The organism is Embleya sp. NPDC025285 (assembly GCF_055558835.1).
Genome location: NZ_JBVHLU010000097.1, coordinates 13,293 through 40,125 on the forward strand (window position 1 = coordinate 13,293; position 26,833 = coordinate 40,125).

27 protein-coding genes are annotated in these 26,833 nt (G+C 70.1%); 5 read left to right on the forward strand and 22 right to left on the reverse strand.

Going from position 1 to position 26,833, the window contains the following annotated elements; all coding sequences use genetic code 11:
* Positions 1–3: 3 nt before the first annotated feature.
* The 6 genes from tatC to ACZ4FV_RS41145 form a co-directional block, all read right to left on the reverse strand.
* Positions 4–882 carry a twin-arginine translocase subunit TatC gene (gene tatC / locus ACZ4FV_RS41120; protein ID WP_395873039.1) on the reverse strand — a complete coding sequence of 293 codons (879 nt, stop codon included), beginning with the start codon at positions 880–882 and terminating at the stop codon, positions 4–6.
* Positions 883–990: 108 nt separating this feature from the next.
* Positions 991–1,272, reverse strand: coding sequence for a Sec-independent protein translocase subunit TatA (gene tatA, locus ACZ4FV_RS41125; RefSeq protein WP_395873027.1), 282 nt, complete (start codon positions 1,270–1,272; stop codon positions 991–993).
* 129 nt (positions 1,273–1,401) lie between these two features.
* Positions 1,402–1,629, reverse strand: coding sequence for a hypothetical protein (locus tag ACZ4FV_RS41130; protein ID WP_395873026.1), 228 nt, complete (start codon positions 1,627–1,629; stop codon positions 1,402–1,404).
* A 45-nt stretch (positions 1,630–1,674) separates the two neighbouring features.
* Positions 1,675–1,878: a hypothetical protein gene (locus ACZ4FV_RS41135; protein ID WP_078978606.1), complete on the reverse strand. Its 204-nt coding sequence runs from the start codon at positions 1,876–1,878 to the stop codon at positions 1,675–1,677.
* A 112-nt stretch (positions 1,879–1,990) separates the two neighbouring features.
* Positions 1,991–2,965: a helix-turn-helix transcriptional regulator gene (locus ACZ4FV_RS41140; RefSeq protein ID WP_395873025.1), complete on the reverse strand. Its 975-nt coding sequence runs from the start codon at positions 2,963–2,965 to the stop codon at positions 1,991–1,993.
* Entirely contained in the window at positions 2,962–3,945 is a 984-nt protein-coding gene (locus ACZ4FV_RS41145; protein WP_395873024.1) for a helix-turn-helix transcriptional regulator, read from the reverse strand. Before ACZ4FV_RS41145 ends, ACZ4FV_RS41140 begins: the two co-directional genes overlap by 4 nt.
* Positions 3,946–4,072: 127 nt before the next feature.
* Here ACZ4FV_RS41145 and ACZ4FV_RS41150 point away from each other — a divergent pair, with 127 nt between their 5' ends.
* Entirely contained in the window at positions 4,073–5,167 is a 1,095-nt protein-coding gene (locus ACZ4FV_RS41150; RefSeq protein WP_465325800.1) for a DUF3866 family protein, read from the forward strand.
* Positions 5,168–5,423: 256 nt separating this feature from the next.
* On the opposite strand, the gene ACZ4FV_RS41155 is transcribed toward ACZ4FV_RS41150, so the two are convergent.
* The 5 genes from ACZ4FV_RS41155 to ACZ4FV_RS41175 all read right to left on the reverse strand — a co-directional run bounded on the left by ACZ4FV_RS41155 (position 5,424) and on the right by ACZ4FV_RS41175 (position 10,458).
* A complete protein-coding gene (locus ACZ4FV_RS41155) occupies positions 5,424–5,801 on the reverse strand; it encodes an FKBP-type peptidyl-prolyl cis-trans isomerase (protein ID WP_395873022.1) in 378 nt (125 codons plus the stop codon).
* A gap of 81 nt (positions 5,802–5,882) precedes the next feature.
* Positions 5,883–6,791 (reverse strand): FKBP-type peptidyl-prolyl cis-trans isomerase, encoded by a 909-nt coding sequence (locus ACZ4FV_RS41160; protein WP_402229818.1) that lies wholly within the window; start codon positions 6,789–6,791, stop codon positions 5,883–5,885.
* Between the two features lie 83 nt (positions 6,792–6,874).
* Positions 6,875–7,711: an ABC transporter ATP-binding protein gene (locus ACZ4FV_RS41165; protein WP_395873020.1), complete on the reverse strand. Its 837-nt coding sequence runs from the start codon at positions 7,709–7,711 to the stop codon at positions 6,875–6,877.
* A gap of 146 nt (positions 7,712–7,857) precedes the next feature.
* The gene (gene pafA, locus ACZ4FV_RS41170) at positions 7,858–9,219 is read right to left on the reverse strand and encodes a Pup--protein ligase (RefSeq protein WP_355532574.1); all 1,362 of its coding nucleotides are present in this window, start codon (positions 9,217–9,219) and stop codon (positions 7,858–7,860) included.
* Between the two features lie 9 nt (positions 9,220–9,228).
* Positions 9,229–10,458, reverse strand: coding sequence for an MFS transporter (locus ACZ4FV_RS41175; protein ID WP_402229815.1), 1,230 nt, complete (start codon positions 10,456–10,458; stop codon positions 9,229–9,231).
* A gap of 158 nt (positions 10,459–10,616) precedes the next feature.
* On the opposite strand from ACZ4FV_RS41175, the gene ACZ4FV_RS41180 reads away from it, so the two are divergent.
* On the forward strand, positions 10,617–11,639 hold the full coding sequence (locus tag ACZ4FV_RS41180; protein WP_395873018.1) for a LacI family DNA-binding transcriptional regulator: 1,023 nt from the start codon (positions 10,617–10,619) through the stop codon (positions 11,637–11,639).
* 73 nt (positions 11,640–11,712) lie between these two features.
* On the opposite strand, the gene prcA is transcribed toward ACZ4FV_RS41180, so the two are convergent.
* The 6 genes from prcA to arc all read right to left on the reverse strand — a co-directional run bounded on the left by prcA (position 11,713) and on the right by arc (position 17,840).
* Positions 11,713–12,489: a proteasome subunit alpha gene (gene prcA / locus ACZ4FV_RS41185; RefSeq protein WP_395873017.1), complete on the reverse strand. Its 777-nt coding sequence runs from the start codon at positions 12,487–12,489 to the stop codon at positions 11,713–11,715.
* Positions 12,490–12,553: 64 nt separating this feature from the next.
* Entirely contained in the window at positions 12,554–13,399 is an 846-nt protein-coding gene (gene prcB, locus ACZ4FV_RS41190; RefSeq protein WP_395873016.1) for a proteasome subunit beta, read from the reverse strand.
* Entirely contained in the window at positions 13,351–13,770 is a 420-nt protein-coding gene (locus tag ACZ4FV_RS41195) for an endonuclease VII domain-containing protein (protein WP_465325805.1), read from the reverse strand. The genes prcB and ACZ4FV_RS41195 overlap by 49 nt, the downstream gene beginning before the upstream one ends.
* Positions 13,771–13,962: 192 nt before the next feature.
* Positions 13,963–14,172 carry a ubiquitin-like protein Pup gene (locus ACZ4FV_RS41200; RefSeq protein ID WP_395873014.1) on the reverse strand — a complete coding sequence of 70 codons (210 nt, stop codon included), beginning with the start codon at positions 14,170–14,172 and terminating at the stop codon, positions 13,963–13,965.
* Between the two features lie 175 nt (positions 14,173–14,347).
* The gene (dop, locus tag ACZ4FV_RS41205; protein WP_395873013.1) at positions 14,348–15,853 is read right to left on the reverse strand and encodes a depupylase/deamidase Dop; all 1,506 of its coding nucleotides are present in this window, start codon (positions 15,851–15,853) and stop codon (positions 14,348–14,350) included.
* A gap of 220 nt (positions 15,854–16,073) precedes the next feature.
* Entirely contained in the window at positions 16,074–17,840 is a 1,767-nt protein-coding gene (gene arc, locus ACZ4FV_RS41210; RefSeq protein ID WP_395873012.1) for a proteasome ATPase, read from the reverse strand.
* A gap of 224 nt (positions 17,841–18,064) precedes the next feature.
* On the opposite strand from arc, the gene ACZ4FV_RS41215 reads away from it, so the two are divergent.
* Positions 18,065–18,352 (forward strand): ferredoxin, encoded by a 288-nt coding sequence (locus ACZ4FV_RS41215; protein ID WP_395873038.1) that lies wholly within the window; start codon positions 18,065–18,067, stop codon positions 18,350–18,352.
* Between the two features lie 33 nt (positions 18,353–18,385).
* On the opposite strand, the gene ACZ4FV_RS41220 is transcribed toward ACZ4FV_RS41215, so the two are convergent.
* Positions 18,386–19,087, reverse strand: coding sequence for a hypothetical protein (locus ACZ4FV_RS41220; RefSeq protein WP_395873011.1), 702 nt, complete (start codon positions 19,085–19,087; stop codon positions 18,386–18,388).
* A 137-nt stretch (positions 19,088–19,224) separates the two neighbouring features.
* Positions 19,225–20,133 (reverse strand): tRNA (adenine-N1)-methyltransferase, encoded by a 909-nt coding sequence (locus tag ACZ4FV_RS41225; RefSeq protein WP_402229804.1) that lies wholly within the window; start codon positions 20,131–20,133, stop codon positions 19,225–19,227.
* A 95-nt stretch (positions 20,134–20,228) separates the two neighbouring features.
* Between ACZ4FV_RS41225 and ACZ4FV_RS41230 the strand changes: the two genes are divergently transcribed.
* Entirely contained in the window at positions 20,229–21,404 is a 1,176-nt protein-coding gene (locus tag ACZ4FV_RS41230; RefSeq protein WP_395873009.1) for a M50 family metallopeptidase, read from the forward strand.
* A 325-nt stretch (positions 21,405–21,729) separates the two neighbouring features.
* Here ACZ4FV_RS41230 and ACZ4FV_RS41235 read toward each other — a convergent pair whose 3' ends face one another.
* A complete protein-coding gene (locus tag ACZ4FV_RS41235) occupies positions 21,730–23,163 on the reverse strand; it encodes a cellulase family glycosylhydrolase (RefSeq protein WP_395873008.1) in 1,434 nt (477 codons plus the stop codon).
* 138 nt (positions 23,164–23,301) lie between these two features.
* On the opposite strand from ACZ4FV_RS41235, the gene ACZ4FV_RS41240 reads away from it, so the two are divergent.
* On the forward strand, positions 23,302–24,216 hold the full coding sequence (locus tag ACZ4FV_RS41240) for a RecB family exonuclease (RefSeq protein WP_402229801.1): 915 nt from the start codon (positions 23,302–23,304) through the stop codon (positions 24,214–24,216).
* Between the two features lie 19 nt (positions 24,217–24,235).
* On the opposite strand, the gene ACZ4FV_RS41245 is transcribed toward ACZ4FV_RS41240, so the two are convergent.
* Together ACZ4FV_RS41245 and ACZ4FV_RS41250 are read right to left on the reverse strand one after the other, a co-directional pair.
* Positions 24,236–24,913, reverse strand: coding sequence for a response regulator (locus ACZ4FV_RS41245; protein WP_020552051.1), 678 nt, complete (start codon positions 24,911–24,913; stop codon positions 24,236–24,238).
* Positions 24,910–26,214 (reverse strand): sensor histidine kinase, encoded by a 1,305-nt coding sequence (locus ACZ4FV_RS41250; RefSeq protein ID WP_465325808.1) that lies wholly within the window; start codon positions 26,212–26,214, stop codon positions 24,910–24,912. Before ACZ4FV_RS41250 ends, ACZ4FV_RS41245 begins: the two co-directional genes overlap by 4 nt.
* Between the last annotated feature and the right edge of the window lie 619 nt (positions 26,215–26,833).

Consider the following 26,833-nt stretch of genomic DNA (forward strand, 5'->3'; position numbering starts at 1 on the left):
ACCTCAGGTGATGTCGTCCACCCTGGTCGAGGAACCCGCCTGCGACTCGTCCACGACGGTGCTCGGCCGCTCGACCGGGCGCACCGAGGTGTCCAGGACCGACGCCTCGTCGTCGTCGAGGTCGGCGCCGAACACTTCCGCGTGCCGTTTGCCGCGCCGGCGGTCGTTGAGCCAGGCCACGATCAGCGCGATCCCGTACAGCACGGTGATCGGGATGGACAGCAGGATCATCGTCAGCGGGTCGGTGGTGGGGGTGGCCACCGCGCCGAAGACGAAGATGCCCATCACCACCCAGCGCCACCAGCTCGCGAGCTGCTTCGCGGTGACGACCCCGCCGAAGTTCAGCATGATCAGCACGAGCGGCAGCTCGCACGCGATACCGAACACCACGACCATGCGGATGACGAAGTTGAGGTAGTCGTCGAGCTGGATCTGGTTGCTGGCATCGGTGAGGGTGAAGTCCAGGAGCACCTGGAGGGCGTGCGGCAGGATCCAGTACGAGAAGTAGGCGCCGCCCAGGAACAGCGGCACACCCACGCCGACGAAGGCCAGCGAGTACTTCTTCTCGTTCTTGTGCAGCCCTGGCGCCAGGAAGGCCCACATCTGGTAGAGCCAGATCGGTGAGGCCGCGATGATGCCGGTGGCCAGCGAGATCTTCAGGGCCATCGAGAACGGCGAGAGCACGCCCTGTTGCACCAGGACACCCTGGCCGCACTTGGTGACGCCGGTGCCCTTGACGTTCTTGAGGTCGCAGACGGGATCGACCAGGAAGGCGCCGATGTCCTCGTAGAAGAACGCGGCGACGATGGTCACGACGATGATGGCCAGGAGCGCCTTGACGAGGCGATTGCGCAGTTCGCGCAAGTGCTCCATGAGGGGCATGCGCCCCTCGGCGTCCTTGATCTTCTTCTCTTTCGGGCCGGACTTTCGTCCGCGCCCTGCCTTGTCAAGCACCTTGAGGGCCGACTCCTAAAAGGCGCGTGGCGGATATCAGCGACGGTTGTGGTCGGGCTCGCCGACCGGCCGCGCCTCGCTCACGTCGCCCGGAGCCGCCTGGATGGTGCGCGGCGGCGTCTCGGTGGTCTTGGCGGTCTTGTCGGACGCGGGAGCCTCGCTCGCCCCGTCGTCCTTCATCGCCTTGGTCTCGCTCTTGAGGATGCGCAGCGAACGGCCCAGCGCACGCGCCGTGTCCGGCAGACGCTTGGCGCCGAACAACAGCACGACGACAACCAGGATCAGGATGATCTCGGGCCAACCGAGCTTGCCAAACATAGTCAGTACCTCATTGCCGGGGCCGGGGGGTTACGGGTTCGATCGTACGCCGGTGCGTCTTACACCTGTGCAACGCAATGGTGGCGAACAACTGCACCGGACGTAACCCCCAGGGGTCACGTGTGCGGATCACTGTCGGTGAGAGGCCGCGGCGCGCGGATGCGGTACGGCGCCGCGCCGCTCGGTCGGGCCGCCGGCCGCGTCCAGTTCGGCGGCGGCCTCGGCCAGTCGCGCGGAGGCGTCCGCGACGGTCGCCCCGAGGTGACGCACGTCACCGAACAATCGCCAGGCGAACCAGCCGATGACGCCGAGTCCGGCGAGGACGAGCACGATGAAGACGAGGACCCACGGCAACATGCGGCGACCCTAACAGCCCCCGCTCCCGCCGCCGCGCTCCGCCTTTCAGCGCGCGACCTGCATCGACGACACCCCGCCGTCGGTGAGCAGTTCGACGATCCGCTCACCGGCCGGCCGGCGCACCGAGTCGGCGCAGGTGGGGCAGCGGAACAGGTAGAAGGACTTGTTCGGTCGGAGTACCAGCCGTAGCTGATCCGCCGTCAACTCGACGCGTCCGCAGACCGGGCAGCGCGCCGTGAACGTCGACACCGTGGGCCTCCTCGCAATCTCGGGAAGGTTGTCGTCGGTGGTACCGGGAGTGCCGCTGGGCCGCGACCGGGCGATGTGCCGTTTTTGGACAATCGCCTCCGGCCGCGGCGAATCAGCCGGCCTGGTCCGCGTAGGCCGCGAGCGCGGCCGAGGCGGTCCGTCGTACATCGTCCACGAGTTCCGGCGGGGAGATCACCCTGCCGTGCCCGCCCAGGCGCAGCGCGAGCCGCCGGATCCCGGCCGGGTCGGGGGTGCGCAGGGTCAACCGCAGGCCGCCGTCGGCCAGTTCCTCGACCTTGTCATAGCGGTAGTACTCGGTGACCCAGCGTCCGCCGGGACCGAGTTCGAGCACCACCTCGATGCCGTCCGCGGCGGTGGGCGCGAAACCGTCCGCCAGGTCCAGCGGCTCCACCGGCTGCGGCTCGGACGCCTCGTCCAGCAGCACCGCCTCGGCGACCCGGTCCAGCCGGAACAACCGGCGGCCCTCGGCCTGCCGACACCACGCCACCAGGTAGGTGTGCCCGTCGACCAACACCAGCCGGATCGGGTCCACCTCGCGCTCGGTGATCTCGTCCCGGCGCGGCACGTAGTAGCGCAGCCGCAGCCGGCGCCGCTCACTCACCGCGCGGTCCATCGTGGCGAACGCGGACTCCTGGGCGGCGTCGTCGCCCTCGAACTCCACGGTCACCCCCTCGGCGGCGCGCGCGGCCTCGCCGGCCGCGTCCTCCAGCTTGGCGGTCACCCGGCCCAGCGCGACCTTGTCCCGCTCGCGCAGCCCGGACAGGCCCGCCAGCGCGCGCAGCGCCACCAGCAGGGCCAGCGCCTCGTGCGGCGCGAGCCGCACCGGCCGCACCGGCGCGTCGGCGTTGTCCAGGAAGACCCGGCCCTCGAAGTCGACGTGCGGCTCGAGCAGATCGTCGGCCATGAAGCTGGTGCCGCACATGTGCAGCGTGCCCAGGTCCGCCTCGACCTGCGCGACCGGCAGGCCGAACGCGCGCGCGACGTCGTCCAGATGCGTGCCGGGGCGCTCGCGCAGGTAGGCAACCAGCGACAACAGCCGCCGGGTGTCGTCGATCGCGTTGCTCATCCGACCTTCACCTGTCCCGTCGCCTCACCGGCGGCCTCGCGCAGTTGCGCGACCACGGCCTCGCGCAGATGGAGCGGCTCCAGCACGACCACGTCGGGGCCGAACTCGGCGAGCCAGTGGTGCAGTCCGTGTCCGTGACTCAGTTCCAACTCGTCCCAGCCCTCGCCCGCCGGCACCACCGCGCTCGCCCGGGCACGCAGCGGGAACCCGGCGCCGGTGCGGACCCGGATCCGGGCGATGCCCTCGCCGCCCTCGCCGGCGAAGCGCGCGACCTGGCCGCGCACGTCCACCTTCTCCGGCACCTCGGCCCGGAACTGCTCCTTGAGCGGCTTCGGCTTGGGCTTGTCGGCGATCCGGTCCAGCCGGAACACCCGCTGTTCCTGTCGGTCCCGGGAGAAGCCCACCAGGTACCACCGGCCGCGCCAACAGCTCATCCCCCACGGCTCGACCACCCGCGGCGTGGCCTCGGCGGCACCGGAGCGACGGTAGGCGAACTGGATCGGGCGGCGGGTGCGCAGCGCGTCCAGCAGCGGCCCGAAGGCCGGCTCGCGCGCGGTCACCCGGGGCTCGACGCTGGTCAGCGGGGCCGAGTCGATCTCCACGCCGGCGGCCTTGAGCTTGTACAGCGCACCGGTCGCGGCCCCCGCCAGCGCGGACTGCTGCCAGGCGCCGGCGGCCAGCGCGAGCGCGGCGGCCTCCTCGGGGTCCAGCTCCACCGGTGGCAGCGCGTTCTTCTCGGGGCGGATCCGGTAGCCGTCGGCGGACTCGATCAGCGGGTCGTTGGCCCCCGTCTCGACGATGAAGCCGAGTTCGCGTACGTCGTCCTTGTCCCGCTCGAACATGCGGTCGAAGGCCTCGTCGGACGTGCACAGCCGATACGACTCGATCGACTGCCGCAGCTCTTCCTTCGTGACGTAGCGACGGGCGGCGAGCAGACACATCACCAGGCTCACCAACCGCTCCTGCTTCGGAATCGCCATCAGATCCCAGTCCCTCCCACAAGGCGCAGCCCCGACCGTACCGCGTTCGGCGCGTCGGTTGGTCCCGCCCGGCAATCCGGCCCTCCGGTTCGCCCGGCGACACCGGCCGGCGTTAGGCTCCCGGACCGTGATCACCTGGCGACGCGGCGAAGTGACGGCGATCCGACGGGCCTGGCGCGGAGCGGTCGAACTGACCGCGGCCGTACCGGAACCGGCCCCCGCGCGCGAGCTGCGCGCGATCGCCTACCCGCACCTGACCGGCACGCCGCAGGTCGGCGACACCGTGCTGCTCAACACCACCGCGCAGGACATGGGCCTGGGCACCGGCGGCTACGCGCTGGTGGTGGCGCTGCCCGATCGGCTGCCGCCGGATCCGCCGCCGGGCCCCGGGCACGTGGTCAAGGCGCGCTACACGCCGATGCAGGCGGTCGTGCTCGGCGTGGACGAACAGGACTCGCCGCACCACGCGACGCTGCGCGACGCGGACTCGCTGGAGGGCATGCCGGTGCTGGTCGCCGACCTGCACTCGGCGCTGCCCGCGATCTGCGCCGGGATCCGCCTCGCGCGCCCGCACGCGCGTGTGGTGTACGTGATGACCGACGGCGGCACGCTGCCGCTGTGGTTCTCGATGACCGTCGACACGCTGCGCGAACACGGCTGGCTGGCGGGCACGGTGACGGTGGGCCAGGCACTCGGCGGCGACTTGGAGGCGGTCACCCTGCACACCGGTCTGCTCGCGGCCCGGCACGTGCAGGGCGCTGATCTGGCGATCGTCGCGCAGGGGCCGGGCAACCTGGGCACGGGCACGCCGTGGGGCTTCTCCGGGGTCGCGGCGGGCGAGGCGATCAACGCGATCGCCGCACTCGGCGGCCGACCCGTGGCCTCGCTGCGGATCTCCGACGCGGACGGGCGCGAGCGCCATCGCGGCGTCTCGCACCACTGCCTCACCGCGTACGGCCGGGTCGCGCTGGCCCGGGCCGACGTGATCGTGCCCACCCTGCCCGAGCCGCTGGCGAGCCGGGTCGCGGCGGACGTCGAGCCACTGCGCGCCGGGCACGACGTGCACACGGTGCCGATCGACGGCCTGGACGCGGCGCTGCGCGCCACACCCGCCCGGTTGTCCACGATGGGCCGGGGCCTGGACGCCGACCACGCCTACTTCCTGGCCGCCGCCGCGGCCGGCCGATTCGCGGCCGAACTCCCGGCCCGGGGCCTGCACTAGGCCCTGCCCGGCGGATCTTGGTGGATCGGGCCGCGTCGTGAACGCAGCGAGGAGCCCGAAGGGCGGATGCCGTGCATCGGCCTGCCGGAGAAGCAGCCGCATAGTGGTTCTCTTCGGCTGTTTCTCCGGTGCGGCGAGGCGCGGTGCCGGGTGGCGCGGACCCACCAGGATCCGCCGGACAGGACCCAGGGCCGCGGAACGAACGCGGCCCCGGCCCGCGCTGCTCGCGCGAACCGGGGCCGGGTGCGTCGTACGACTAGCCGACCTTCATCAGGTCGACCACGAAGATCAGCGTCTCGCCGGGCGCGATGGCGCCGGGCGCGCCGCGGTCGCCGTAGGCCTGGTGCGGCGGGATGACCAGCTTGCGCCGGCCGCCGACCTTCATGCCCTGCACACCCTTGTCCCAGCCCTCGATGACCTGGCCGATACCCAGCCGGAAGTCGAGCGGGGCGTTGCGGTTCCAGGACGCGTCGAACTCCTCGCCGGAGGAGAAGGCCACGCCGACGTAGTGCACGCTGACGTTCTGGCCCGCCTGGGCCACCGGGCCGTCGCCTTCCCAGATCTCGGTGATCTCCAGCTCGGCGGGCACGCCGCCCTCGGGGAAGTCGATCTCGGGCTTCGTAAGCTTCGTCACAGCGTTTCCGTATCCGTTCGAGTGCTGAATGCGGGGTCCAACCTATCGGGCGGATCGCCCGATCCGGTGCGCGACGGGCCGTCAGGCCGCCGTGCCGCCCAGGGCGTCGATGATGTCCACGACGAACACCAGCGGCGAGTTCGGCGGGATCTTCTCGCCGGAACCCTCCGCGCCGTACCCCTTGTCCGGCGGCAGGACCAGCAGCACGCGGCTGCCGACCTTCTGCCCGACCAGACCCTCGTCCCAACCGGTCACGACCTGGCCGACGCCGATCTTGAACGCGGTCGCGCCACCGTGGTCCCACGACGAGTCGAACTTGGTGCCCTTGTCGAACAGCGCGCCGGTGTACTGCGCGACCAGCGTCTGGCCCTTCTGGACCACCGGGCCGGTGCCCTCGATCAGCGGCTGGACCGTCAGCTTGGTCGGCGCGGTCGCGCCCGGCGGGATGGTGATCTCCGCGGCCTTGCCGGACTCCACCTTGGCCACCGGAAGGCCGGCCGGCGGGGTCACCGCGGCGCCCTTGGCCTCCGCCTTGGGGTCGATCGTCTTGGTCGACTTCAGGTCCAGCATCAGCACGACGGCCTGCTTTTCCTGGGTGACCTTGGCCGGCACCACCACGAGCATCCGGGTGCCGGTCTTCTTGCCGATTATCCCCTGCCCGATCTCCTTCAGGAGCTCCTGGCTGCCCGCCTGGAAGACCTCGGGAGTCTTGGTGTCGTACGAGTTGCCCGCGTCCGTGCCGTCCCAGTTCTTGCCGACGGTGTCCGCGACGACGTAATCGTCCTTCTTGATCACGTCACCGGTGCCCTCGATGAGGATCGTGGACGTCGTCTTGTCGCCGGACTTCCCCTTGGGGATCTTGATGTCCGGCTTCTGCCCGAAGGCTCCGGTCACGATCGGTGTAACGGTTTTTCCTCCGTCGTCATCGCCACACGCGACCGCGGTGAAGGCCAGTGCGGGGACCAGAAGGAGCGCAGCGAGACGGCGCACGATGTTCCTCTGCTGAGATGGACAAGGACCGGGACACTCTATGGGGTTCGGATGTGAGGACGACGTGAAGACGACGACCCTGTTCAGGCGACCTCGCGGCCGGGCCGCTTGAGCCGGGCGGCCCAGCGCCCGTCCTCGGCGCGCACCGACAGCGGAATGCCGAAGCACTCGCTCAGGTTGGCGTCCGTCATCACCTCGTGCGCCGGCCCCGCCGCGACCGTCGTACCCCGACGCAGCAGCAGTGCGTGGGTCACCGAGCTGGGCAGTTCCTCCAGGTGGTGGGTGACGATCACCAGGGTCAGCCGCGGCAACTCGCGGGTCAGCGAGTCGATCGCCTCCAGCAGTTCCTCACGGCTGGGCAGGTCCAGCGCGTTGGCCGGCTCGTCCAGGAGCAGCAGCCGCGGGTCGGGCATCAGCGCCCGGGCGATCCGGGCCCGGCCGCGCTCGCCCTGGGAGCACACCGCGATCTCCCGATCCGCCAACCGCTCCAGGCCCAGCAGCGCGATCAGCTCGGCGGCGCGGGCCCGCTCGGCCGGCCCGTACCTGCCGTACAGCGGCTGCACCGTGCCGGTCGCCCCGGTGAGCACGTAGTCGGTCACCTTCAGGTACTCGGGAATGCGCAGCGCCGCGTTGACCGCGCCCACCTGCGCGCGCACCTCGCGCACGTCCACCCGGCCGAGCTGCCTGCCCAGGACGGTCACCGTGCCGTTGCCGGGGAAGCGCAGCGCGCCGGCCAGGGCCAGGATCGTGCTCTTGCCCGCGCCGTTGTGTCCGAGCAGCGCCCAGCGCTCGCCCTCGCGGACCGTCCAGTCCACGCCCACGAGCATGTCCGTGCGCCCGCCGGGCCCGTGCGCCCACACATCCACCGCGTCGAGCTCGAAGACCGGTGGAGCGATGTCCCATGTAGGTGTATCGACCATCGAGCAAGCATGCCAGTCGCCCGCCCGCTCCCGGCCAGGGGAGGGGGCGGGCGACGGCTTCGTCTCACATGCCGGCCGGCGCGGGTCGAGACCGCCGGTCCTCGATCACCGTCGGTGAGCACCTCGCGGCGATCACATGCCGGCGATCACATGCTGGCGATCAACTTCTCCACCCGGTCGTCCACCGACCGGAACGGGTCCTTGCACAGCACGGTGCGCTGCGCCTGGTCGTTGAGCTTGAGGTGCACCCAGTCCACGGTGAAGTCGCGCCGCTGCTCCTGGGCCTTCTTGATGAACTCGCCGCGCAGGCGCGCGCGAGTGGTCTGCGGCGGCAGCGACTTCGCCTCGAAGATCTTCAGATCGTTGCCGATCCGGTCGATCTGCCCGCGTCTCTCCATCAGGTAGTAGAGACCGCGGCGCCGGTGGATGTCGTGGTAGGCGAGGTCGATCTGGGCGACCCTCGGCGAGGACATGGGCAGGTTGTGCTTGGCCCGATACCGCTCGATGAGCTGATATTTGATCACCCAGTCGATCTCGCGCCCGACCAGGTCCAGGTTGCCGGAGTCGATCGCGTCGAGCGTGCGCTCCCACAGATCGAGCACCTTCTCCACGGTGCCGGTGCGGATGCCTCGGCGATCCGCGAACTCCTGCGCTTTGGTCAGGTATTCCCGCTGGATGTCCAGCGCGCTGGCCTCGCGGCCGTTGGCCAACCGCACCTTGCGCGAGCCGGTCATGTCGTGACTGACCTCGCGGATCGCCCGGATCGGGTTCTCCAGGGTCAGATCGCGCATCACGATCCCGGCCTCGATCATCCGCAGCACCAGATCGGTGGAGCCGACCTTGAGCAGCGTGGTGGGCTCGGCCATGTTGGAGTCGCCGACGATCACATGCAGCCGCCGATAGCGCTCGGCGTCGGCATGCGGTTCGTCGCGCGTGTTGATTATCGGACGGGAACGGGTCGTGGCCGAACTGACACCCTCCCAAATGTGCTCGGCGCGCTGGCTCACGCAGTACACCGCACCACGCGGCGTCTGCAGCACCTTGCCCGCGCCGCACAACATCTGACGGGTCACCAGGAACGGGATGAGCACATCGGCGAGCCGGGAGAATTCCCCGTGCCGCGCCACCAGATAGTTCTCGTGGCAACCGTAGGAGTTGCCGGCGGAATCGGTGTTGTTCTTGAAGAGATACACGTCGCCCGCGATGCCCTCTTCGTGCAGCCGCCGTTCGGCGTCGACGAGGAGACCTTCGAGAATGCGCTCACCGGCCTTGTCGTGCACGACAAGTTCCGGCACCGAGTCGCACTCGGGCGTCGCGTATTCGGGGTGGCTGCCCACGTCCAGATACAGCCGGGCCCCATTGCGTAGGAAGACATTGCTGCTTCGGCCCCACGAAACGACTCGGCGGAAGAGGTAGCGCGCCACCTCGTCCGGGGAGAGCCTGCGCTGCCCCCGGAACGTACAGGTGACGCCGTACTCGTTCTCCAGCCCGAAGATGCGGCGGTCCATGCGGCAACATTACGCCGACGACGTGCCGTTCCGGGACAACTCCGCGTCGGTGGTTTCCACAAAATGGATCACGTTTGAAATCAGCCGGCCCCGACCGGCCAGCAATACCAGCAATCCGAGCCCCGCGCCGACGCCCGCGACCGCGAACGCGCCCCGCGCGCCGGCCACTTCCCCGGCCCAACCGGCCAGTCCCATGCCCAGTGCCGAACCCGCCCCGATCGCGGCCACCAGCCACGCGAACGCCTCGGTCACCGTGCCGCGCGGCGCCAACTCGTCGATCAGGGTGAACACGCACGCGATCGCGGGCGCCAGGAACACCCCGGACAGCACCGCGAGCGGCATCATCAACCACGGGCCGGGCACCGCCGTCAGTGGCAGATAACACACCGTCAGCCACAACATGAACCACAACAACCGACGCGCCGGCGGGGTCCGCCAGGCCCGCACCCCGTGCACCAGGCCGCCCAGCAGCGCGCCGAAGGACATCGCCGCCAGGAACACCCCGGACAGCGCGCCGGAATCCTCGTGGTCGGCGTACGCCACGGCCGCGACACTGAGCACCCCCAGCGCGATGCCCGCCAGCGTGAACGCGACCAGGACCACCCGCAGACCGGCCGAACGCAGCGCGCCCGCCCAGTGCGGGGTGTGCTGCTCGCCGCGCCAGATTCGGGAGGGGCGCGCGGTGACCACGATCAGGGTGCCCGCCACCCCGATCAACCCGGTCAGCAACACGGCCAGTTCCGCCGAGGCCACCTGCACCACGACCACCACGATCAGCGGCCCCACGGTGAACAGGATCTCCTGCGCGGCGGCGTCCAGCGCGTACGCCGCCTGCACCCGCTCGGGAGTGAGGACCGAGGGCCACAGCGCGCGCAGGCCCGCTTCCAGCGGCGGCGTGGTGAAGCCCGCGATCAGCACCGCGCCGACGGCGAGCGGCAGTGGGTGGGCGCCCACGAGCGCGAACACGGCGTAGGCCAGCGCCGAGACCAGCGCCGAGCCGAGCAACACGCCGGTCTGCCCGCGCCGATCCATCCACCGGCCGAGTACCGGCTGCCCGGCCGCGCTCGCCAGGCCGTAGACCGCGGACAGCGCGCCCGCGAGCCCGTAGCCGCCGCCGTCCGCGCGCACCAGCAGCAACACCGCCAACGCGCCCATGCCGTTGGGCAATCGGCCGAACAGCGTGCCGCCGAGCAGGCGCGCCGCGTACGGCACCCGCAGCAGGTCCAGATAGGTCCGCATCCGCGGGTACCGCCCTCCCGTGCCGCACCCGACACGTCCGCACACCGTCCAGTCATACGTATGACTTCCGACTACCACTGTGCCTGCCGTCCCGCCGGCATGGCAAGCGGGTTCTACGCTGGGCCCGCCCCGTCCCCGACACCGCGCCCGAGGTCCCCTTGCCGTCGCCCCAGCCCCCCGCCGGTCGCCCGACCAGCAAGGACGTCGCCAAACACGCCGGCGTGTCGCAGTCCACCGTGTCCCTGGTCCTCGCCGACAAATGGCACGGCCGGGTCTCCCCCGCCACCGTCGCCGCGGTCCGCGACGCCGCGGCGACGCTCGGCTACCGGCCCAACAACTCGGCCCGGTCGTTGCGCCTGGGCCGCACCCGCACCGTGATGCTCGTCGTGCCCGTGCTCACCTCGCCGTTCTTCGGCGCGGTGCACACCGGGGCGGCGCGGGTCGCGGCCGAACGGGACTTCGGCGTCGTGGTCTACCCCACCCGCGACGGCATCGACCTGAGCCCGAACCCGTTCTCCTCGGCCGCCATCGACGGCGTACTCGCGTCCTCGATGGCCGTCGAGCCGCTGGACGTGCTGCGCTCGGCCGGGCCGGGCAGCGAGGACCTGCCGCTGGTGATGCTGGACAGCGAGCCCGGGCGCGGCGTACCGACCGTCAACGACGACGTGGCCGAGGGTATGCGCGCGTTGGCCGGCTATCTGGTCGGGCTGGGCCACCGCCGGGTCGCCCGGCTGGGCTCCGCCGTGCGGACCTGGACGTTCCGGGCCCGGGACGACGCCTTCCGGGCCGCGCTGGGGCCCGCGGAGGTGGTCGCCGAGGCCGCCGCGCCGCTGACCCTGGACGGCGGGCGCGAGGCCGCGCTGACGCTGCTCGCGTCGCCGGCCCGGCCCACCGTGCTCGTCTGCGACGACGACCTCCAGGCGGCGGGCGCCTACAAGGCCGCCCGCGCGCTCGGGATCCGGGTACCCGAGGACGTGTCGGTGACCGGCTTCGGCGACCTGCGCTACGCCCGCGTGGTCGAACCCGAACTGACCACGGTCCGGCTGCCCGCCGTCGAACTGGGCGCGCGCGGCATGACCGCGCTGCTCGACCTGCTGGACACCGGCGACGCGGGCCCGGACGTGGTGCTGCCCGGCGAGCTCCTGGTGCGCGGCTCGACCGCGCGGCCCGCGTCCGGCTGAGGCCGCGTCGGTCCCGACACACGTCAGGGCCCGCGCACCGAAGCGGTGCGCGGGCCCTGTGACGTGCGCGAGACTACTCCTCGCCGGCCTCCGGCGTGGCCTCGGGCGCGGTCCCGGCCGCGTCCTCCGCCGCCGCGTCGGCGGCCGGCTCCGCCTCGCCGAGCAGGCGGGTCAGTTGACCGCCCACCAGGCGCTTGAACTTGCGCTGCTGCGGCCGGGTCCGGTCCAGCGTGGCGACCTCCAACTGGGAGGCCGTGATCGAGCGCTTCTCGCCGACACCGTCGCGCGAGAGCGCGTCGACCGCCACCTTGAGCGCGGCCTCGAGGGTGAGCCCCTCACGGTGGCTGCGCTTGAGCTGCTCGGTGATCTGCTCGACGTTGCCGCCCATCGCGACGTAGTTGTGCTCGTCGGCCACCGAGCCGTCGTAGGTGAGCCGATAGATCTGGTCGTCCTCGGGCGCGCTGCCGACCTCGGCGACGATCAGCTCCACCTCGTAGGGCTTCTCGCCGCCGCTGGAGAAGATCGTGCCCAGCGTCTGTGCGTACACGTTCGCCAACCCGCGGGCGGTGACGTCGTTGCGCGCGTACGAGTAGCCGCGGATGTCGGCGTAGCGCACGCCGCCGATCCGCAGGTTCTCGAACTCGTTGTACTTGCCCACCGCCGCGAACGCGATGCGGTCGTAGATCTCGCTGATCTTGTGCAGGGCGCGAGAGTAGTTCTCCGCCACGAACAGGATGCCGTCCGCGTAGGTCAGCACAACCACGCTGCGGCCGCGGGCGATGCCCTTGCGGGCATAGTCGGCCCGGTCCGCCATGGCCTGCTGCGGCGACACATAGAAGGGCGTCGTCACCGTGGAGTCCTTTTCGTCGGAGCCGGTCTCGAAGGGTCGGCTGTTCGGGTCCTCGACATCGGGGTCACGTCAGCGGCGCGGTCGGGCCGTTGGGGTCTTCCATCCGCGCGTCGACCACGGTGCGCACGATCGCGCCCACCTCCTCCGAGGAGAGCCGGCGGATGCCGTCCTCGGTCACCAGGGTCACCACCGGGTAGATCCGCCGGGTCAGGTCCGGCCCGCCGGTGGCGGAGTCGTCGTCGGCGGCGTCGTAGAGCGCCTGGATGCACACCGTCACGATGCCGTCGGCGTCCAGACCGGGGCGGTACAGCTTCTTCAGCGCGCCTCGGGCGAACAGGGAGCCCGAACCCACCGAGTGGAAGCCGTGCTCCTCCGACCGGCCGCCGGTGATGTCGTAGCTGAAGATCCGCCCGGCCCCGCCGTCCACGTCGTAGCCGGCGAACAACGGCACCACCGCCAGGCCCTGCATGGCCATCCCGAGGTTGCCGCGGATCATCTGCGACAGCCGGTTGGCCTTGCCCTCGAGGGACAGCGTGGTGCCCTCGATCTTCTCGTAGTGCTCCAGCTCGACCTGGAACAGCCGGACCATCTCGACCGCGAGGCCGGCGGTGCCGGCGATGCCCACGACCGAGTACTCGTCGGCCGGGAACACCTTCTCGATGTCCCGCTGTGCGATCAGGTTCCCCATCGTGGCGCGCCGGTCGCCGGCCATCACCACGCCACCGTCGAACGTCGCGGTCACGATCGTGGTGCCGTGCGGCGCCTCGATCGTCACGGGCTGCACCGGAGGCGTCCTACGCGCGGGCAACAGTTCGGGCCGGTAGGCGTCGAGAAATTCGGCGAACGAGGACGACCCGGGGGTCAGGAAGGCAGCCGGTAGACGCCCGGTGCCACGAGTGTTGGCTTCCACACGATCCCTTCCACATAGGTTGCGGCCCGGCGCAACGCGTCGGGTCGATCCTTGAACATGCCCAGTGCGGCATTGCAGTTGAAGCAGAGTACGGCTCGGACCCTACCGGTTTCGTGATCATGATCGACGTGTTCGGGCCTGGCTGCGACACAGATCGGACATACGCCCATTTGGTCGGCGAGCATGCGCAGCAGGTCGGCCTCGGTGAGGCCGTATTTGCGCATGAAGTATCCGGCGCGACCGTCGATTTTGCGACAGGATTTACAGTTCGCCGCCGGCCCGTCCCATTGCCGGGAACTTTTATGCCATTCGGAATGCGGTTTGATCCGTTCGCATTTCGGACAACGCTTATGGCCGTCCGGCACATCCACCTTCGGACGAACCTTGAATCCGGCACGCTCCCGCCGGGCACGATAACTCTGCGCATTACGCCTTCGGTTGCACTCACGGCAATAGAATGAAAGCCCGTCAGGACTCGCTGCGTTAGATCCGAAGTCCTGAGCGGGCTTCCATCCCTTACAGTCAGGGCAATTCTTGCCCGATTTCAAATCGGACATTTACCCCTATTCACCACCCTTTTGGACAAATCCCCTAACGAATTCCTCAGCGTTCTCCTCTAGCACCTCATCGATTTCGTCCAATACCGCGTCGACGTCGTCCGTCAACTTCTCCTGTCGTTCCTGCACGTCGGACTGTGCCTCGGTAGTGGTCTCGTCGACCTCTTCCGAGCGCTTTGTCGCACGCTGTTGACCGCCGCTGTCCTTAGTGGCCATGTCACTCACCCCACCTTGTGATCATTTCCTTGAACCGGTGCTTATCCATTCCCCGGAGGGCCTACACCCCCGATCCCGAAGGAGCGGGGGTGTAGGTGCCAACGAGTGTCGGATGCCAGGTGTTCCGGAAGGGGATTTATCCGTTCATTCGCTTTGTTCCCGCGAACGCGCGAGGTCACCCACCCGTGAGGGCCCGGACCAGATCCTCGGCTGTGCGGCAGCGGTCCAGCAGGTCCTTCACGTGGGCCTTCGTCCCGCGCAGCGGTTCCAGGGTGGGTACCCGCTGGAGCGAGTCGTGACCCGCGACGTCGAAGATCACCGAGTCCCACGAGGCGGCGGCCACCTCGTCGGCGTACTGCTCCAGACAGCGACCGCGGAAGTACGCCCGGGTGTCCTCCGGCGGCAGGTGCACCGCGCGTTGCACCTCGGCCTCGCCTGCGATCCGCTCGAAGCGGTCCTCCAGCTTGTTGTACAGGCCCTTGTCGGGCCGTACGTCCGCGTACTGGAGGTCGACCAGGTGCAGCCTCGGCGCGTCCCACTCGAGGGCGTCCCGCTGTCGGTAGCCCTCCAGGAGTTGCAGCTTGGCCACCCAGTCCAGCTCGCGCGCGAGCGACATCGGGTCGGTCTCCAGGCGGGCGAGCACCGACTCCCAGCGGTCGAGCACGTCGGTGGTGTCCGCGTCGACATCCTTGCCGAACCGGTTCTCCACGTACTTGCGGGCCAACTCGAGGTATTCGAGCTGGAGCTGGATCGCGGTCAGTTTGCGGCCGTTGCGCAGCGTGATGAGCTGCTTGAGGGTGGGATCGTGGGAGACCTCGTGCAGCGTGCGCACGGGCTGGTCCACGGTCAGGTCGTTACCGAGGAAGCGGTCTTCGATCATCGACAGGACCAGCGCGGTGGTGCCGAGCTTGAGGTAGGTGGACACCTCGGACAGGTTCGCGTCACCGATGATCACGTGCAGGCGCCGGTACTTCTCGGCGTCCGCGTGCGGCTCGTCGCGGGTGTTGATGATCGGCCGCTTGAGCGTGGTCTCCAGGCCGACCTCGACCTCGAAGTAGTCCGCTCGCTGGCTGATCTGGAAGCCGTGGGCGGAGCCGTCCTGGCCGATGCCCACCCGCCCCGCGCCGCAGATCACCTGGCGGGAGACGAAGAACGGGGTCAGGTGCCGGACGATGTCGGCGAACGGCGTGGCGCGCTGCATGAGGTAGTTCTCGTGCGTGCCATAGGACGCGCCCTTGTTGTCGGTGTTGTTCTTGTACAGCAGGATCTGCTGGCCGCCGGGCAGCTCGGCGGCGCGCCGCGCGGCCTCGGCCATGATGCGTTCGCCGGCCTTGTCCCAGATCACCGCGTCACGCGGGTTGGTGGTCTCGGGCGCGCTGTACTCCGGGTGGGCGTGGTCGACGTAGAGCCGAGCGCCGTTGGTCAGGATCACGTTGGCGAGGCCGACGTCCTCGTCGGTGAGCTGGCTCGAGTCGGCCAGTTCGCGCGCGAGGTCGAACCCGCGCGCGTCGCGCAGCGGATTCTCCTCCTCGAAGTCCCAGCGGGCCCGCCGGGCCCGCTGCATCGCTGCGGCGTACGCGTTCACGATCTGGGAAGACGTCAACATCGCGTTGGCGTTCGGATGTCCGGGTACGGAGATCCCGTACTCGGTTTCAATGCCCATCACACGCCGGACGGTCATGCGACCCCCTCGTCCCTCACCCGGCCGGTACCCGAGTCACACTCTCCGTGATCCGGGTACACCCTGGTCATGCTGCCGAGCCTATTGCCGTTGGATTGCCTTGGGGATACGGCCGGAACTATTGCCCTGTGCTGACGTGTCGTCCCGGCACGGCGCCGCGGCCCGTGTTCGACCTGAACACGGGCCGCGGCATCGGTGGTCAATCGGTACTCGATCGGGATCAGAGGTACTGACCGGTGTTGGCCACGGTGTCGATGGAGCGACCGGCCTCGTCGCCCTGCTTGCCCGAGACCAGCGTGCGGATGTAGACGATCCGCTCGCCCTTCTTGCCGGAGATCCGCGCCCAGTCGTCGGGGTTGGTGGTGTTGGGCAGGTCCTCGTTCTCCTTGAACTCGTCGACGCACGCGGCGAGCAGGTGGGCCACCCGGATGCCCTTCTGGCGGTGCTCCAGGAAGTCCTTGATCGCCATCTTCTTCGCGCGACCGACGATGTTCTCGATCATCGCGCCGGAGTTGAAGTCCTTGAAGTACAGGGTCTCCTTGTCACCGTTGGCGTAGGTGACCTCCAGGAAGCGGTTCTCGTCGTTCTCCGAGTACATCCGCTCCACCGCGACCTGGATCATCCCGGTGACCGTGGCGGCCCGGTTGCCGCCGTGTTCCACCAGGTCGTCGTCGTGCAGCGGCAGCGAGACCTTGAGGTACTTGGCGAAGATGTCCTTGGCCGCCTCGGCGTCCGGACGCTCGATCTTGATCTTCACGTCGAGCCGGCCCGGCCGCAGGATGGCCGGGTCGATCATGTCCTCGCGGTTGGAGGCGCCGATCACGATGACGTTCTCCAGGCCCTCCACGCCGTCGATCTCGGACAGGAGCTGCGGAACGATGGTGTTCTCCACGTCCGAGCTGACGCCCGACCCTCGGGTGCGGAAGAGCGAGTCCATCTCGTCGAAGAAGACGATGACGGGGGTGCCCTCGCTGGCCTTCTCACGAGCCCGCTGGAAGACCAGGCGGATGTGCCGCTCGGTCTCGCCGACGTACTTGTTGAGCAGTTCGGGACCCTTGATGTTGAGGAAGTAGCTCTTGCCCTGTTCGTTGCCCTGGGCCTCGGCCACCTTCTTCGCGAGCGAGTTCGCGACCGCCTTGGCGATCAGCGTCTTGCCGCAGCCGGGGGGGCCGTAGAGCAGGATGCCCTTGGGCGGGCGCAGCTCGTGTTCCTTGAACAGGTCGGGGTGGAGGTAGGGCAGCTCCACCGCGTCGCGGATCATCTCGATCTGGTTCCGCAGACCGCCGATCTTGGTGTAGTCGATGTCCGGGACCTCTTCGAGGACCAGTTCCTCGACCTCGCTCTTGGGAACCCGCTCGTACACGTAGCCCGATCGGGAATCGAGCAGAAGCGAGTCCCCCGCGCGCAGCGGGGAGTCCATCAGCGGCTCGGCGAGGCGCACCACGCGCTCCTCGTCGGTGTGCCCGATGACCAGGGCTCGTTCGCCGTCCTCGAGCAGTTCCTTGAGCATCACCACGTCGCCGACCCGCTCGAACTCCATCGCGTCGACCACGTTCATGGCCTCGTTGAGCATGACCTCCTGGCCACGCTGGAGTTCGTCGAGCTCGATGTTGGGGCTGACGTTCACCCGGAGCTTGCGCCCGCCGGTGAAGATGTCCGCCGTGCCGTCCTCGTTGGCCTGTAGGAACACGCCGAACCCCGAGGGGGGTTGGGCGAGTCGGTCCACTTCCTCCTTGAGGGCCACGATCTGGTCGCGGGCCTCCCTCAAGGTCGCGACCAATCGCTCGTTCTGTGTGGTCATGCCGGCCAAGGACGTCTGAAGATCGACGACCCGCTCCTCGAGCAAACGGCTCTGGCGCGGTGAGTCGGCGAGCTTGCGACGCAGGACGGCGACTTCCTGCTCTAGAAAAGAAACCTGGCTTACGAGGTCGTCCGTACCCCGAGCCGGCCTCCCACCACGGTTCATGTCGTCGTCGTGGACTGCCACGGCCCTCACCTCCTCCTGGGAGCTGCGACGTCTCCGACCCTACCTACGGCAGGAGGGGTTGAAACCCCTTGATCAGCAAGACTGTCCGGGCGTGTCCGATCTTCACCCGTGCGATTGCCCCCACGCTTGTGAGGATCAGATACCCACCTCACCACCTCGGGAAGCAGCCGCGAGTAGGGTCTGTTGGTCGCGTGTCGATACGAATCGGTGAAGAGAGAGGCCGCATGTCCGCGGAAAACGAACCCCTCGAGGTCTGGATCGATCAGGATCTCTGCACCGGGGACGGCATCTGCGTCCAATACGCGCGAGAGGTCTTCGAGCTGGACATCGACGGCCTCGCGTACGTCAAGGGCGACGACGACGAGCTGCGCACCGAGCCGGGCGCGGTGGTCCCGGTGCCCGCGCCACTGCTGGTGGAAGTGATCGACGCCACACGCAAGTGTCCCGGCGATTGCATCCACATGCGTCGGGTTTCCGACGGCGTCGAGGTGTATGGGCCGGACGCGTCCTGAATTCCGCTTCGTACGCCCCGGTCTGGCGACGCGTCAGATCCGTTGGGCACCGAGCGGGGTGAGACGCCAACGGAGCGTGCCGTCGACGTCGGGGCAGCAGCGGGGGACGTCCGGGCCGGACCAGCCCAGGGTGTGCGCGGTGATCGAGTCGCCGTCCCGGGTGACGTCGCTCACCAGCAGGCCCTCGTCGGTGTCGAGCAGGGTGGCCACCAGCCGGGGTGTGCCGGTGTCCGCGGCGGCGTAGGCCAGCAGCGCGGCGGGCGGGGAGCCGGAGCCGGCCGCGCACTCGACCCGGACCACGGTGGGGCCGGTCGGGTCGGTCAGCACGGTCTTGAGCTGTGCGCCCACGCCCGGGCAGTCAATCGGGAAGTCGATCCGGGCGAGCTCCGCCTCGGTGGGGCCGCCGGCGGATCGGCTGCGGGAGATCGGCACGGCCTGCGCGGCCTCGGGAGCGTGACCCGCCGCCTGCCCCTGATGCGACGTGCTCGTGGTGTTCTCCCCCGGCTGGATGGTGCGCGGCGCGGCCGGTGGATCCTGCTGATTGGGCCGGTCCCTGGCGGGCGCGGTGACGCCCGGTATGCCGCCGTCCAGGGAGGCCGCGGCCCAGATCACCAGGCCGGTGCCGACGATGAGTGCGAACACGATGGCCGCGGCGGCGAAGGCGATGCCGTTGCGGACGTCGGGGACCTCGACGCGCCGGCGCGCGGAGGTGTCGGATGGTGCGTCGGTGGTCACGAGCCCGCGGGTACTGTCGCCGCGCGCGGGCCGGGTCTCAGGGTGATCGTCCGCCACGGTGGACGACCTTATGGGGCGGGCCGGGTCCCGGTACAGGGTCCCGGCCCGCCTTGTCTCAACCATTGCCTGACGATGGGTCAGGGTTCGAGCGGGGTACCGGCCTCCGCGCCGGGGCCGGCGTAGTCGTCGCCGTAGGAGCCCTTGGACGGGCGGCGCCGGCGCAGCGGCGGCTCGACCCCGTCGGCGAGGCGCCGGGCGGTGACCAGGAAGCCGGTGTGGCCGATCATCCGGTGGTCGGGGCGGACCGCGAGGCCCTCGACGTGCCAGGAGCGGACCATCGACTCGAAGGGCTGCGGCTCGGTGAAGCAGTTCATCACGCGCATGGTCTCCACGGTGCGCGAGAGCTGCGTGGTGGTGGCCACGTAGCAGCACACCAGGCCGCCGGGCGCGAGCGCCTTGTAGACCGCGTCCAGGCACTCCCAGGGCGCGAGCATGTCGAGGATCACCCGGTCGACCCCGGTCTCCACGAGGTTGTCCTGGAGGTCGCCGACGGTGAGCTTCCAGGCGGGGTGGGGGGCGCCGAAATAGCGCTCGACGTTCTTGCGGGCGATGTCCGCGAAGTCCTGTCGGCGTTCGTAGGAGGCGAGCTGCCCGGTGTCGCCGATGGCGCGGAGCAGGAAGGTGCTCAGCGCGCCGGAGCCGACGCCGGCCTCGACGACGCGGGCGCCGGCGAAGATGTCGGCCATCGCGAGGATCTGGCCGGCGTCCTTCGGGTAGATCACCGCGGCGCCGCGGGGCATGGACAGGACGAAGTCGGGGAGCAGAGGTCGCAGCGCGAGGTAGTCGGTGTTCCCGGTGGACCGTACGACGGTCCCTTCGGGAGCGCCGATCAGCGCGTCGTGTTGAAACGAGCCCTTGTGGGTGTGGAACGCCTTGCCCGCTTCGAGCGTGAAGGTGTGGTGGCGGCCCTTGGGATCGGTCAGCTGAACCTGGTCCCCGACCTGGAAGGGTCCGCGCCTGCGCGCGGCACCGGTCGGTTCGGACATGGGGGTCAGCCTAGTCGGTCGTGGACGACGCTCCGACGCGTGGGTGCGGGCCCCGTGGGGGTCAAACCGGGACTCGGTTGCATAGCATCTTGGACGTGACTGATTCGAGCAGGCCGCAGGGACGCAGGATGCGGCAGGACGACGCCCCGCGCCGGGAGCCGAGGCGTGGCCTGCTCATGGGGCGCCCCTTCGGGGTGCCGGTCTATGTCGCGCCGACGTGGTTCGTGATCGCCGCGGTGATCACCGTGTTGTTCGCGCCGACCTTCGAGAGCCTGTTCCCGGATCTGGGTCCGTGGCGGTTCGTGTTGTCGTTCGGCTTCGCGGTGCTGTTGTACGTGTCCGTGCTGGTGCACGAGTTGGCGCACGCGGTGACGGCGCTGCGGCTGGGCTTGCCGGTGCGGCGGATCACCATCCAGTTCCTGGGCGGGGTGTCCGAGATCGACAAGCCGGAGACGGCCCGGCACGAGTTCCTGGTGTCGGCGGCGGGTCCGGCGTTGTCACTGCTGCTCGGTGGCGGTTTCTGGGTGATCGGTCTGGCGCTGGACGTGGACACGCTGGCGGGGCGGATGGTCGCGTTGTTGGCGGTGTCCAATCTGCTGGTGGCCGCGTTCAACCTGTTGCCGGGGCTGCCGCTGGACGGTGGCCGGATGTTGCGGGCGGTGGTGTGGCGGGTCAGCGGGCGGCCGTTGGCCGGCACGATCGCGGCGTCCTGGGCGGGTCGGGTGCTCGCGGTGGTGGTGCTGATCGCGGCGGCGCTGTGGTCGCTGGGCGCGGACGCGGGAGCGCGCACGTACACGTTGATCTTCGGTGCGTTGGTGGCCGGATTCATGTGGGCGGGTGCGGTGCAGTCGCTGCGCGCGGAGCGGCTGCGGGAGCGGTTGCCGGAGTTGCGGGTGCGGTTGTTGACCCGGCGGGCGATCCCGGTGGCGGCGGATGTGCCGTTGTCGGAGGCGCTGCGGCGGGCGCACGAGGAGGGTGCGCGCGGGCTGGTCGTGGTGGATCGGGGCGGGGATCCGGTCGGGGTGGTGCGTGAGGCCGCGGTGTTGGCGACGCCGGAGCACCGCAGGCCGTGGGTGGCGGTGGGGCCGTTGGCGCGGGATCTGGGGCCGGGGATGAAGGTGGGCGCGGATCTGGCCGGGGAGGATCTGCTGGTTGCGATGCGGGCGGCGCCGGCGAGTGAGTACCTGGTGGTGGAGCGGGACGGCGGGGTGTACGGGGTGTTGTCCCGGAGCGATGTCGAGCATGCGTTTTTGGCCATGATGCGGGGTTGAGGGCGGGGTTCTTCGGCCTCACTCGCCGGCCGGGCTACTTGGCCTCGAGCGCCGGCCGGGCTGGGTGGTCGTCGCGGTTGCGGTCGGTGGTGCTCGGCTCTATTTGGCCTCGAACGCCGGCCGGGCTGGAGGGTTCGTACGGCTTCGGCGTGGTGGTTGCGCAAGTGGTGCTTGGCTTGTTTTGGCCTCACCGCCGGCCGGGCTGAAGGGTTCGTACGCCTTTGGCGTGATGGTTGCGGTGGGTGGTGTTCGGCTTGGCTTCAAGCCCGGCCGGGCCGACGCGGCGCCGGCCGGGTCTGGTGGTGATGCCTGCCGGCTCGGGGGGTCAGGGAGTGATGGTGATGGTGTAGCGGCCGTCTCGGGTGGTGGTGATTCGGGCCGTGTTGTCGCGGGTGTCGGTGTGGGTGCGGCCGGGGCCGGTGACGCGGATGGTCGGGGGCTTGGCGTAGACGTCCTTGGGGAGGGCGATCTCGGTGGGGCCCTGGGCGCCCCGGCGGGTGGTGAAGGTGAGCGTGTAGGTGCGGGTGTCCGGGTTGTAGCCGAAGCTCTCGGGATTGCCGGCCACGGCGCGCGCGTAGGGCTGCACCAGCAGTTTGTTGTTGGGCTTCATTCGGCCGTCGGCGTCCAGCGTGCAGTAGCCGCCGCCGTTGCACCATTGCCAGCCCGCCCAGCCGGTGCCGAATCGGTCCATGGCCGCGGTCATCCGCTTGTAGAACAGCGGGATGTTGGGCAGCGACTGGTCCGGCGGCCCCCACTCCCCCACGATCACCGGGAGTTTGTTCGCCTTCGGGTAGGCGGTGATCGCGGCCTCGTAGTTCTCGATGAAGCCGCCGTCGGGGTCGTAGTCGGCGCCGGTCTCCATCGCGGTCTCGTAGAAGTGCGGGGCGTAGACGACCTTGTCGTCGGTGATCGGGCCGAGCGCGGTGGGCAGACCCAGGCCGACCACGGGGGTGGGTTCGACCAGGATCCAGTTGCGTCGGTCGACCAGGCGGATCGCGTCGGTGAGCCGGTTCCACATGTCGGTGATCTGGGTCGATTCGAGCCGGGCGGCGGCGGTGGGGATGTCCTCGCCCTCGCGGAAGCGGCCCATCGGCTCGTTCATCAGGTCGTAGCCGAGCACGGCGGGGTGCCGGCCGAATGTGGCGGCGACCTTCATCCACATCTGCGCGTGCGCGCGTCGCAGGTCGCGGTCGTTGTACAGGTGATCGAAGGCGGCCTGCACGCCGGGCGTGTAGTACTCGGCGAACCAGTCGCCGGGGACCGGCTCGTACGGCAGGCCCTCGTCGCGGGTGGTCCATTCCGGGTTGCCCCGGTGGTCGTTGAAGTACGGGCCGTAGATGTCCTGGTGGGCGTCCAGCACGACCTTGATGTGGTACTTCTCCGCCCAACCGAGGATGCGTTCCATCCGGGCCAGGTAGTCGCGGCTGTAGCGGCCGGGGCTCGGTTCCAGGTCGTCCCAGAAGAACAGCACCCGGGCCAGGTTGAAGCCGCGGTCGGAGAGTTCGCGGAACTGCTTCTCGGTGACGTCCTTGAACGCCTCCGCGCCCCGGTGTTCCTTGTCGCCGATGTTGAAGCCGCGCCACTGGGTGGCCCGGCCGCGCTCGTCGGCGATGAAGGTGCGGTCGCCGACCGTGATCTTGTCCGGCCCGCGGCCGTGCCGGTCCTCCTGCGCGGACGCCGGGGTGGGCAGACCCGCCAGGAGCAGGCCGCCGGTGATCGCGGCGGCCACGTGCAGCCGGGTGCGGGTGGGGACGCGCATGGGACCTCCGTCGAGGTTGCGGATGGGGTGTGTGGGACCCGTGGTGCCGGGACTCTACTGAGCGGTAGTGGCGATTGACAGAGGCGCTCCGCCCCTCGGGCGCTCAGGGTGTCGCCCCGCACGCTTAGGGTGGTCGCCATGAGTGTCAGCCCCTCCGAGACCGCCTCCGACGAGGACACCCCGGCCGTCGAGCCCGCCGGCGACACCGCGGGTGTCGTGGTGCCCGCCCAGGGCGGTGAGCGCGGGCCCCGGCCACCGGTGTCGTTGTCGCCGTCCCGGGCCGCGGACTTCATGCAGTGTCCGCTGCTGTACCGGCTGCGGGTGATCGACAAGCTGCCGGAGAAGCCGAGCGCCGCGGCCACGCGCGGCACGGTCGTGCACACGGTGCTGGAGCGGCTGTTCGACCTGCCCAGCGGCGAGCGCACGCCGGAGCGGGCGGTGGCGATGGTGCGGCCGGCGTGGGACGAGTTGCTGGCCGAGCGCCCGGAGTTGGCCGAGTTGTTCGGCGAGGACGTCGCGGGTCTGGGTACCTGGTTGCAGGACGCGGACAAGCTGGTCGAGCGCTACTTCACGCTGGAGGATCCGAACCGGCTGGAGCCGGCCCGGCGCGAGCTCTACGTGGAGACGACGCTGGAGGACGGCCTGATCCTGCGCGGGGTCGTGGACCGGCTCGACGTGGCGCCGGCGGGCGATCTGCGGGTGGTGGACTACAAGACGGGCAAGGCCCCGTCGCCGATGTTCCAGGACAAGCCGCTGTTCCAGATGAAGTTCTACGCGCTGGTGTTGTGGCGGCAGCACGGCCGGGTGCCGCGCCGGTTGCAGCTCGTCTATCTGGGCAGCGGTGACGTGATCACCTACGACCCGGACGAGGGCGAGTTGCTGGCGGTCGAGCGCAAGCTGCGGGCGCTGTGGCAGGCGATCGATCTGGCGACCCGGACGGGCGAGTGGCTGCCCCGGAAGTCGAAGTTGTGCGGGTGGTGCGATCACCGGGAGGTGTGCCCCGAGTTCGGTGGCACACCTCCGGTGTATCCGTTGCCCGTGGTGCCCGCGTAGCCGCCGGTCGCCGCCCCGGTCAGATCGCGCCGGGGCGGACCAGGCCGCTCTCGTAGGCGTAGACGGCGGCCTGGACCCGGTCGCGCAGGCCGAGCTTGGTCAGCACGTGGCCCACGTGGGTCTTGACCGTGGTCTCGCTGACGTACAACTCGGCGGCGATCTCGGCGTTGGACATCCCACGCGCGACCAGGCGCAGCACCTCCACCTCGCGTTCGGTGAGCATCGCGAGCGTGTCGGGCGTGGGGTCCTCGGCGGAGGGCAGCCGTGCGGCGTACATGTCCAGGAGCCGCCGGGTGATGCTCGGCGCGAGCAGCGCCTCGCCCTCGGCGATCACCCGGATCGCGGTGACCAGGTCGTCGGCGGGCACGTCCTTGAGCAGGAAGCCGCTCGCTCCCGCGCGCAGCGCCTCGACCACGTATTCGTCGAGGTCGAAGGTGGTGAGCACGAGCACACGGGCGGTGTTCTCCCCGTCGCGGCCCGATCCGGCGATCCGCCGGGTGGCCTCGACGCCGTCCATGCGGGGCATGCGGATGTCCATCAGCACCACGTCGGGCTGCAGGGCGCGGACCTGTTCGACGGCCTGTTCGCCGTCGGCGGCCTCGCCGACCACGGCGATGTCGGGCTCGGCCTCCAGGATCATCCGGAAGCCGGTGCGCAGCAGTGGCTGATCGTCGACCAGGATGACGCGGATCGTCATGGGCGGGTCTGCTCCAGTCGGTCGGGGGCGACACCGTCCGGCGGGGCGGCGGTGTCGGCGGTGTTCGTGGTGGACAGGGGGATGCGCGCGAGGACCTCGAAGCCGTCCTGGGCCCGGGGCCCCGCGTACAGGCGTCCACCGTAGAGGGAGACCCTCTCACGCATCCCGAGCAGGCCGTGCCCGGTGCGGTCGCCGGTGGGTACGGTGCTGCCGCCTCGGCCGTCGTCGGCGACGCGGACCAGGAGTTCGGTGCGGCTGTAGCGCAGGAGCACGCGGGCCTCGGCGGGGCCTGCGTGCTTGAGCGTGTTCGTCAGGGCTTCCTGGACGATCCGGTAGGCCGCCAGGTCGATGCCCGGCGGCAGCTCGCAGGGGGCGCCCTCCAGGGACAGCTCGACCGGGAGCCCGGCCTCGCGGACCTGGGTGACCAGCGTGTCGAGTTGGTCCAGGCCCGGCTGGGGGGCGTTGTGGCCCTCGTTGGGCCCGCCCACCACGTCGGTGGTGTCGCGCAGGATGCCGACCAGGCGACGCATCTCCACCAGCGCGCCGCGGCCGGTCTGCTCGACCGCGGCCATCGCCTCCTTGGCCCGGTCCGGATTGCGCGCGACCATCCGCTGCGCGGCGGAGGCCTGCACGGTCATCACCGAGACGTGGTGGGCGACCACGTCGTGTAGTTCGCGGGCGATCCGGCCGCGTTCCTCGGCGATCGCGGCGCGGGTGTCCGCCTCGCGGGTGCGCTCCAGGCGGTCGGCGCGGGCCTCGAGTTCGGCGGTGTAGGCGCGCCGGAATCCGACGCTGCGGGCGAACGCCCAGACCGCGAACATCGCGGCGAGGTTGGCGACGATGTCGAGGAACTCCACGTCGCTGTCGCGCAGTGCGAGCCACGCGATGGTGGCGCTCTCGGTGAACGCGAGCGCGCAGGCGGCGGGCACCCGGGAGCGGCCGACCGCGACCGCGTACAGCGCGACGATCTGGCCGATCCCGGCGCCGGCGGATTCGTAGTTCGCGCCGGCCAGGATCAGCCCGGCGACGCTGACCGCGATCAGCACGCGCAGCGAGTGCGCGCCGCGCCACAGCAGCGGGACGGCGGTGAGCACGGCGAGCAGGATGCCCCACACGTCCGGGTCGCGGACGTCGTCGCGGCCGAGTTCGTGGAAGTACAGGCCGCCCACGGCGAAGACCGTCAGCAGCAGCACCAGTGCCAGGTCGAGCACGGTGGGGCGCGGCCAGGGTTGGCGGGTGTCGCGGCGGAGTTCCTGGACGAAGTCGGCCAGGCAGGCCCGTGATCGGGCGAGCCGGGGCACCGATGGGTTCGGTCCGGGCGGGGCTGAGGTCCCGGCGGGGGTGTCCGGGGCTGGGGTCACGGCGCGCACATCTCTTACGGTAGAGCCCTTGGCCGGGGGTTAAGACCCCTCAGGGGCCCGGTCTCGTCCCCTGGGAGGAGCGGTGGGCCGATCTCCTCCTCGGGGCGGAGTCGCGGGCCGTACTCAACGGTGTGGCGGCGCGGGCGAGGGGGTGCGGCGAACGCGAGGGACTTCCCTGAAGCCCTGCCGTTCGCGATCACCAACACTGGACAACACACGGGGAACCCGGAAACGGGAACCGCGGGGATGTACTACGGGGGTAGTACGGGGGTCCGATCCTCTCGGGGTTCGGACGGAGCACGACCGGGAGACCTCTCGGCGGTCACGGGGACGGGGGAAACCGCCGCCGGGAGGTCGACAGGACCGACGGGGGAGCAGTACGGGTCGGAGCACGGGGGCTCCGGCACGGGGGAACGCAGTACACGGGGAAAACGCGGTACCGCAGTACACGGGGGAACGCAGTACGGGGGAAACACGGGGATGTGGGAGCGGGGGGGGGGGGGGGGGGGGGGGGGGGGGGATCGTTGGTTTCGTGTCTTCGTGTGTGTGTGGGGGTCCT

What these genes read in the sequence shown, in the direction of transcription:
- ACZ4FV_RS41130 (WP_395873026.1), bottom strand. Translation starts at nt 1,629, where the DNA reads ATGTTGCCGTGGGTCCTCGTCTTCATCGTGCTCGTCCTCGCCGGACTC.
- ACZ4FV_RS41225 (WP_402229804.1), bottom strand. Translation starts at nt 20,133, where the DNA reads ATGTCCGAACCGACCGGTGCCGCGCGCAGGCGCGGACCCTTCCAGGTC.
- ACZ4FV_RS41145 (WP_395873024.1), bottom strand. Translation starts at nt 3,945, where the DNA reads ATGGCGATTCCGAAGCAGGAGCGGTTGGTGAGCCTGGTGATGTGTCTG.
- ACZ4FV_RS41215 (WP_395873038.1), top strand. Translation starts at nt 18,065, where the DNA reads ATGTCCGCGGAAAACGAACCCCTCGAGGTCTGGATCGATCAGGATCTC.
- dop (WP_395873013.1), bottom strand. Translation starts at nt 15,853, where the DNA reads ATGACCGTCCGGCGTGTGATGGGCATTGAAACCGAGTACGGGATCTCC.
- ACZ4FV_RS41240 (WP_402229801.1), top strand. Translation starts at nt 23,302, where the DNA reads ATGAGTGTCAGCCCCTCCGAGACCGCCTCCGACGAGGACACCCCGGCC.
- ACZ4FV_RS41165 (WP_395873020.1), bottom strand. Translation starts at nt 7,711, where the DNA reads ATGGTCGATACACCTACATGGGACATCGCTCCACCGGTCTTCGAGCTC.
- ACZ4FV_RS41245 (WP_020552051.1), bottom strand. Translation starts at nt 24,913, where the DNA reads ATGACGATCCGCGTCATCCTGGTCGACGATCAGCCACTGCTGCGCACC.
- ACZ4FV_RS41140 (WP_395873025.1), bottom strand. Translation starts at nt 2,965, where the DNA reads ATGAGCAACGCGATCGACGACACCCGGCGGCTGTTGTCGCTGGTTGCC.
- tatC (WP_395873039.1), bottom strand. Translation starts at nt 882, where the DNA reads ATGCCCCTCATGGAGCACTTGCGCGAACTGCGCAATCGCCTCGTCAAG.
- ACZ4FV_RS41200 (WP_395873014.1), bottom strand. Translation starts at nt 14,172, where the DNA reads ATGGCCACTAAGGACAGCGGCGGTCAACAGCGTGCGACAAAGCGCTCG.
- tatA (WP_395873027.1), bottom strand. Translation starts at nt 1,272, where the DNA reads ATGTTTGGCAAGCTCGGTTGGCCCGAGATCATCCTGATCCTGGTTGTC.
- ACZ4FV_RS41175 (WP_402229815.1), bottom strand. Translation starts at nt 10,458, where the DNA reads ATGCGGACCTATCTGGACCTGCTGCGGGTGCCGTACGCGGCGCGCCTG.
- ACZ4FV_RS41235 (WP_395873008.1), bottom strand. Translation starts at nt 23,163, where the DNA reads ATGCGCGTCCCCACCCGCACCCGGCTGCACGTGGCCGCCGCGATCACC.
- pafA (WP_355532574.1), bottom strand. Translation starts at nt 9,219, where the DNA reads ATGGACCGCCGCATCTTCGGGCTGGAGAACGAGTACGGCGTCACCTGT.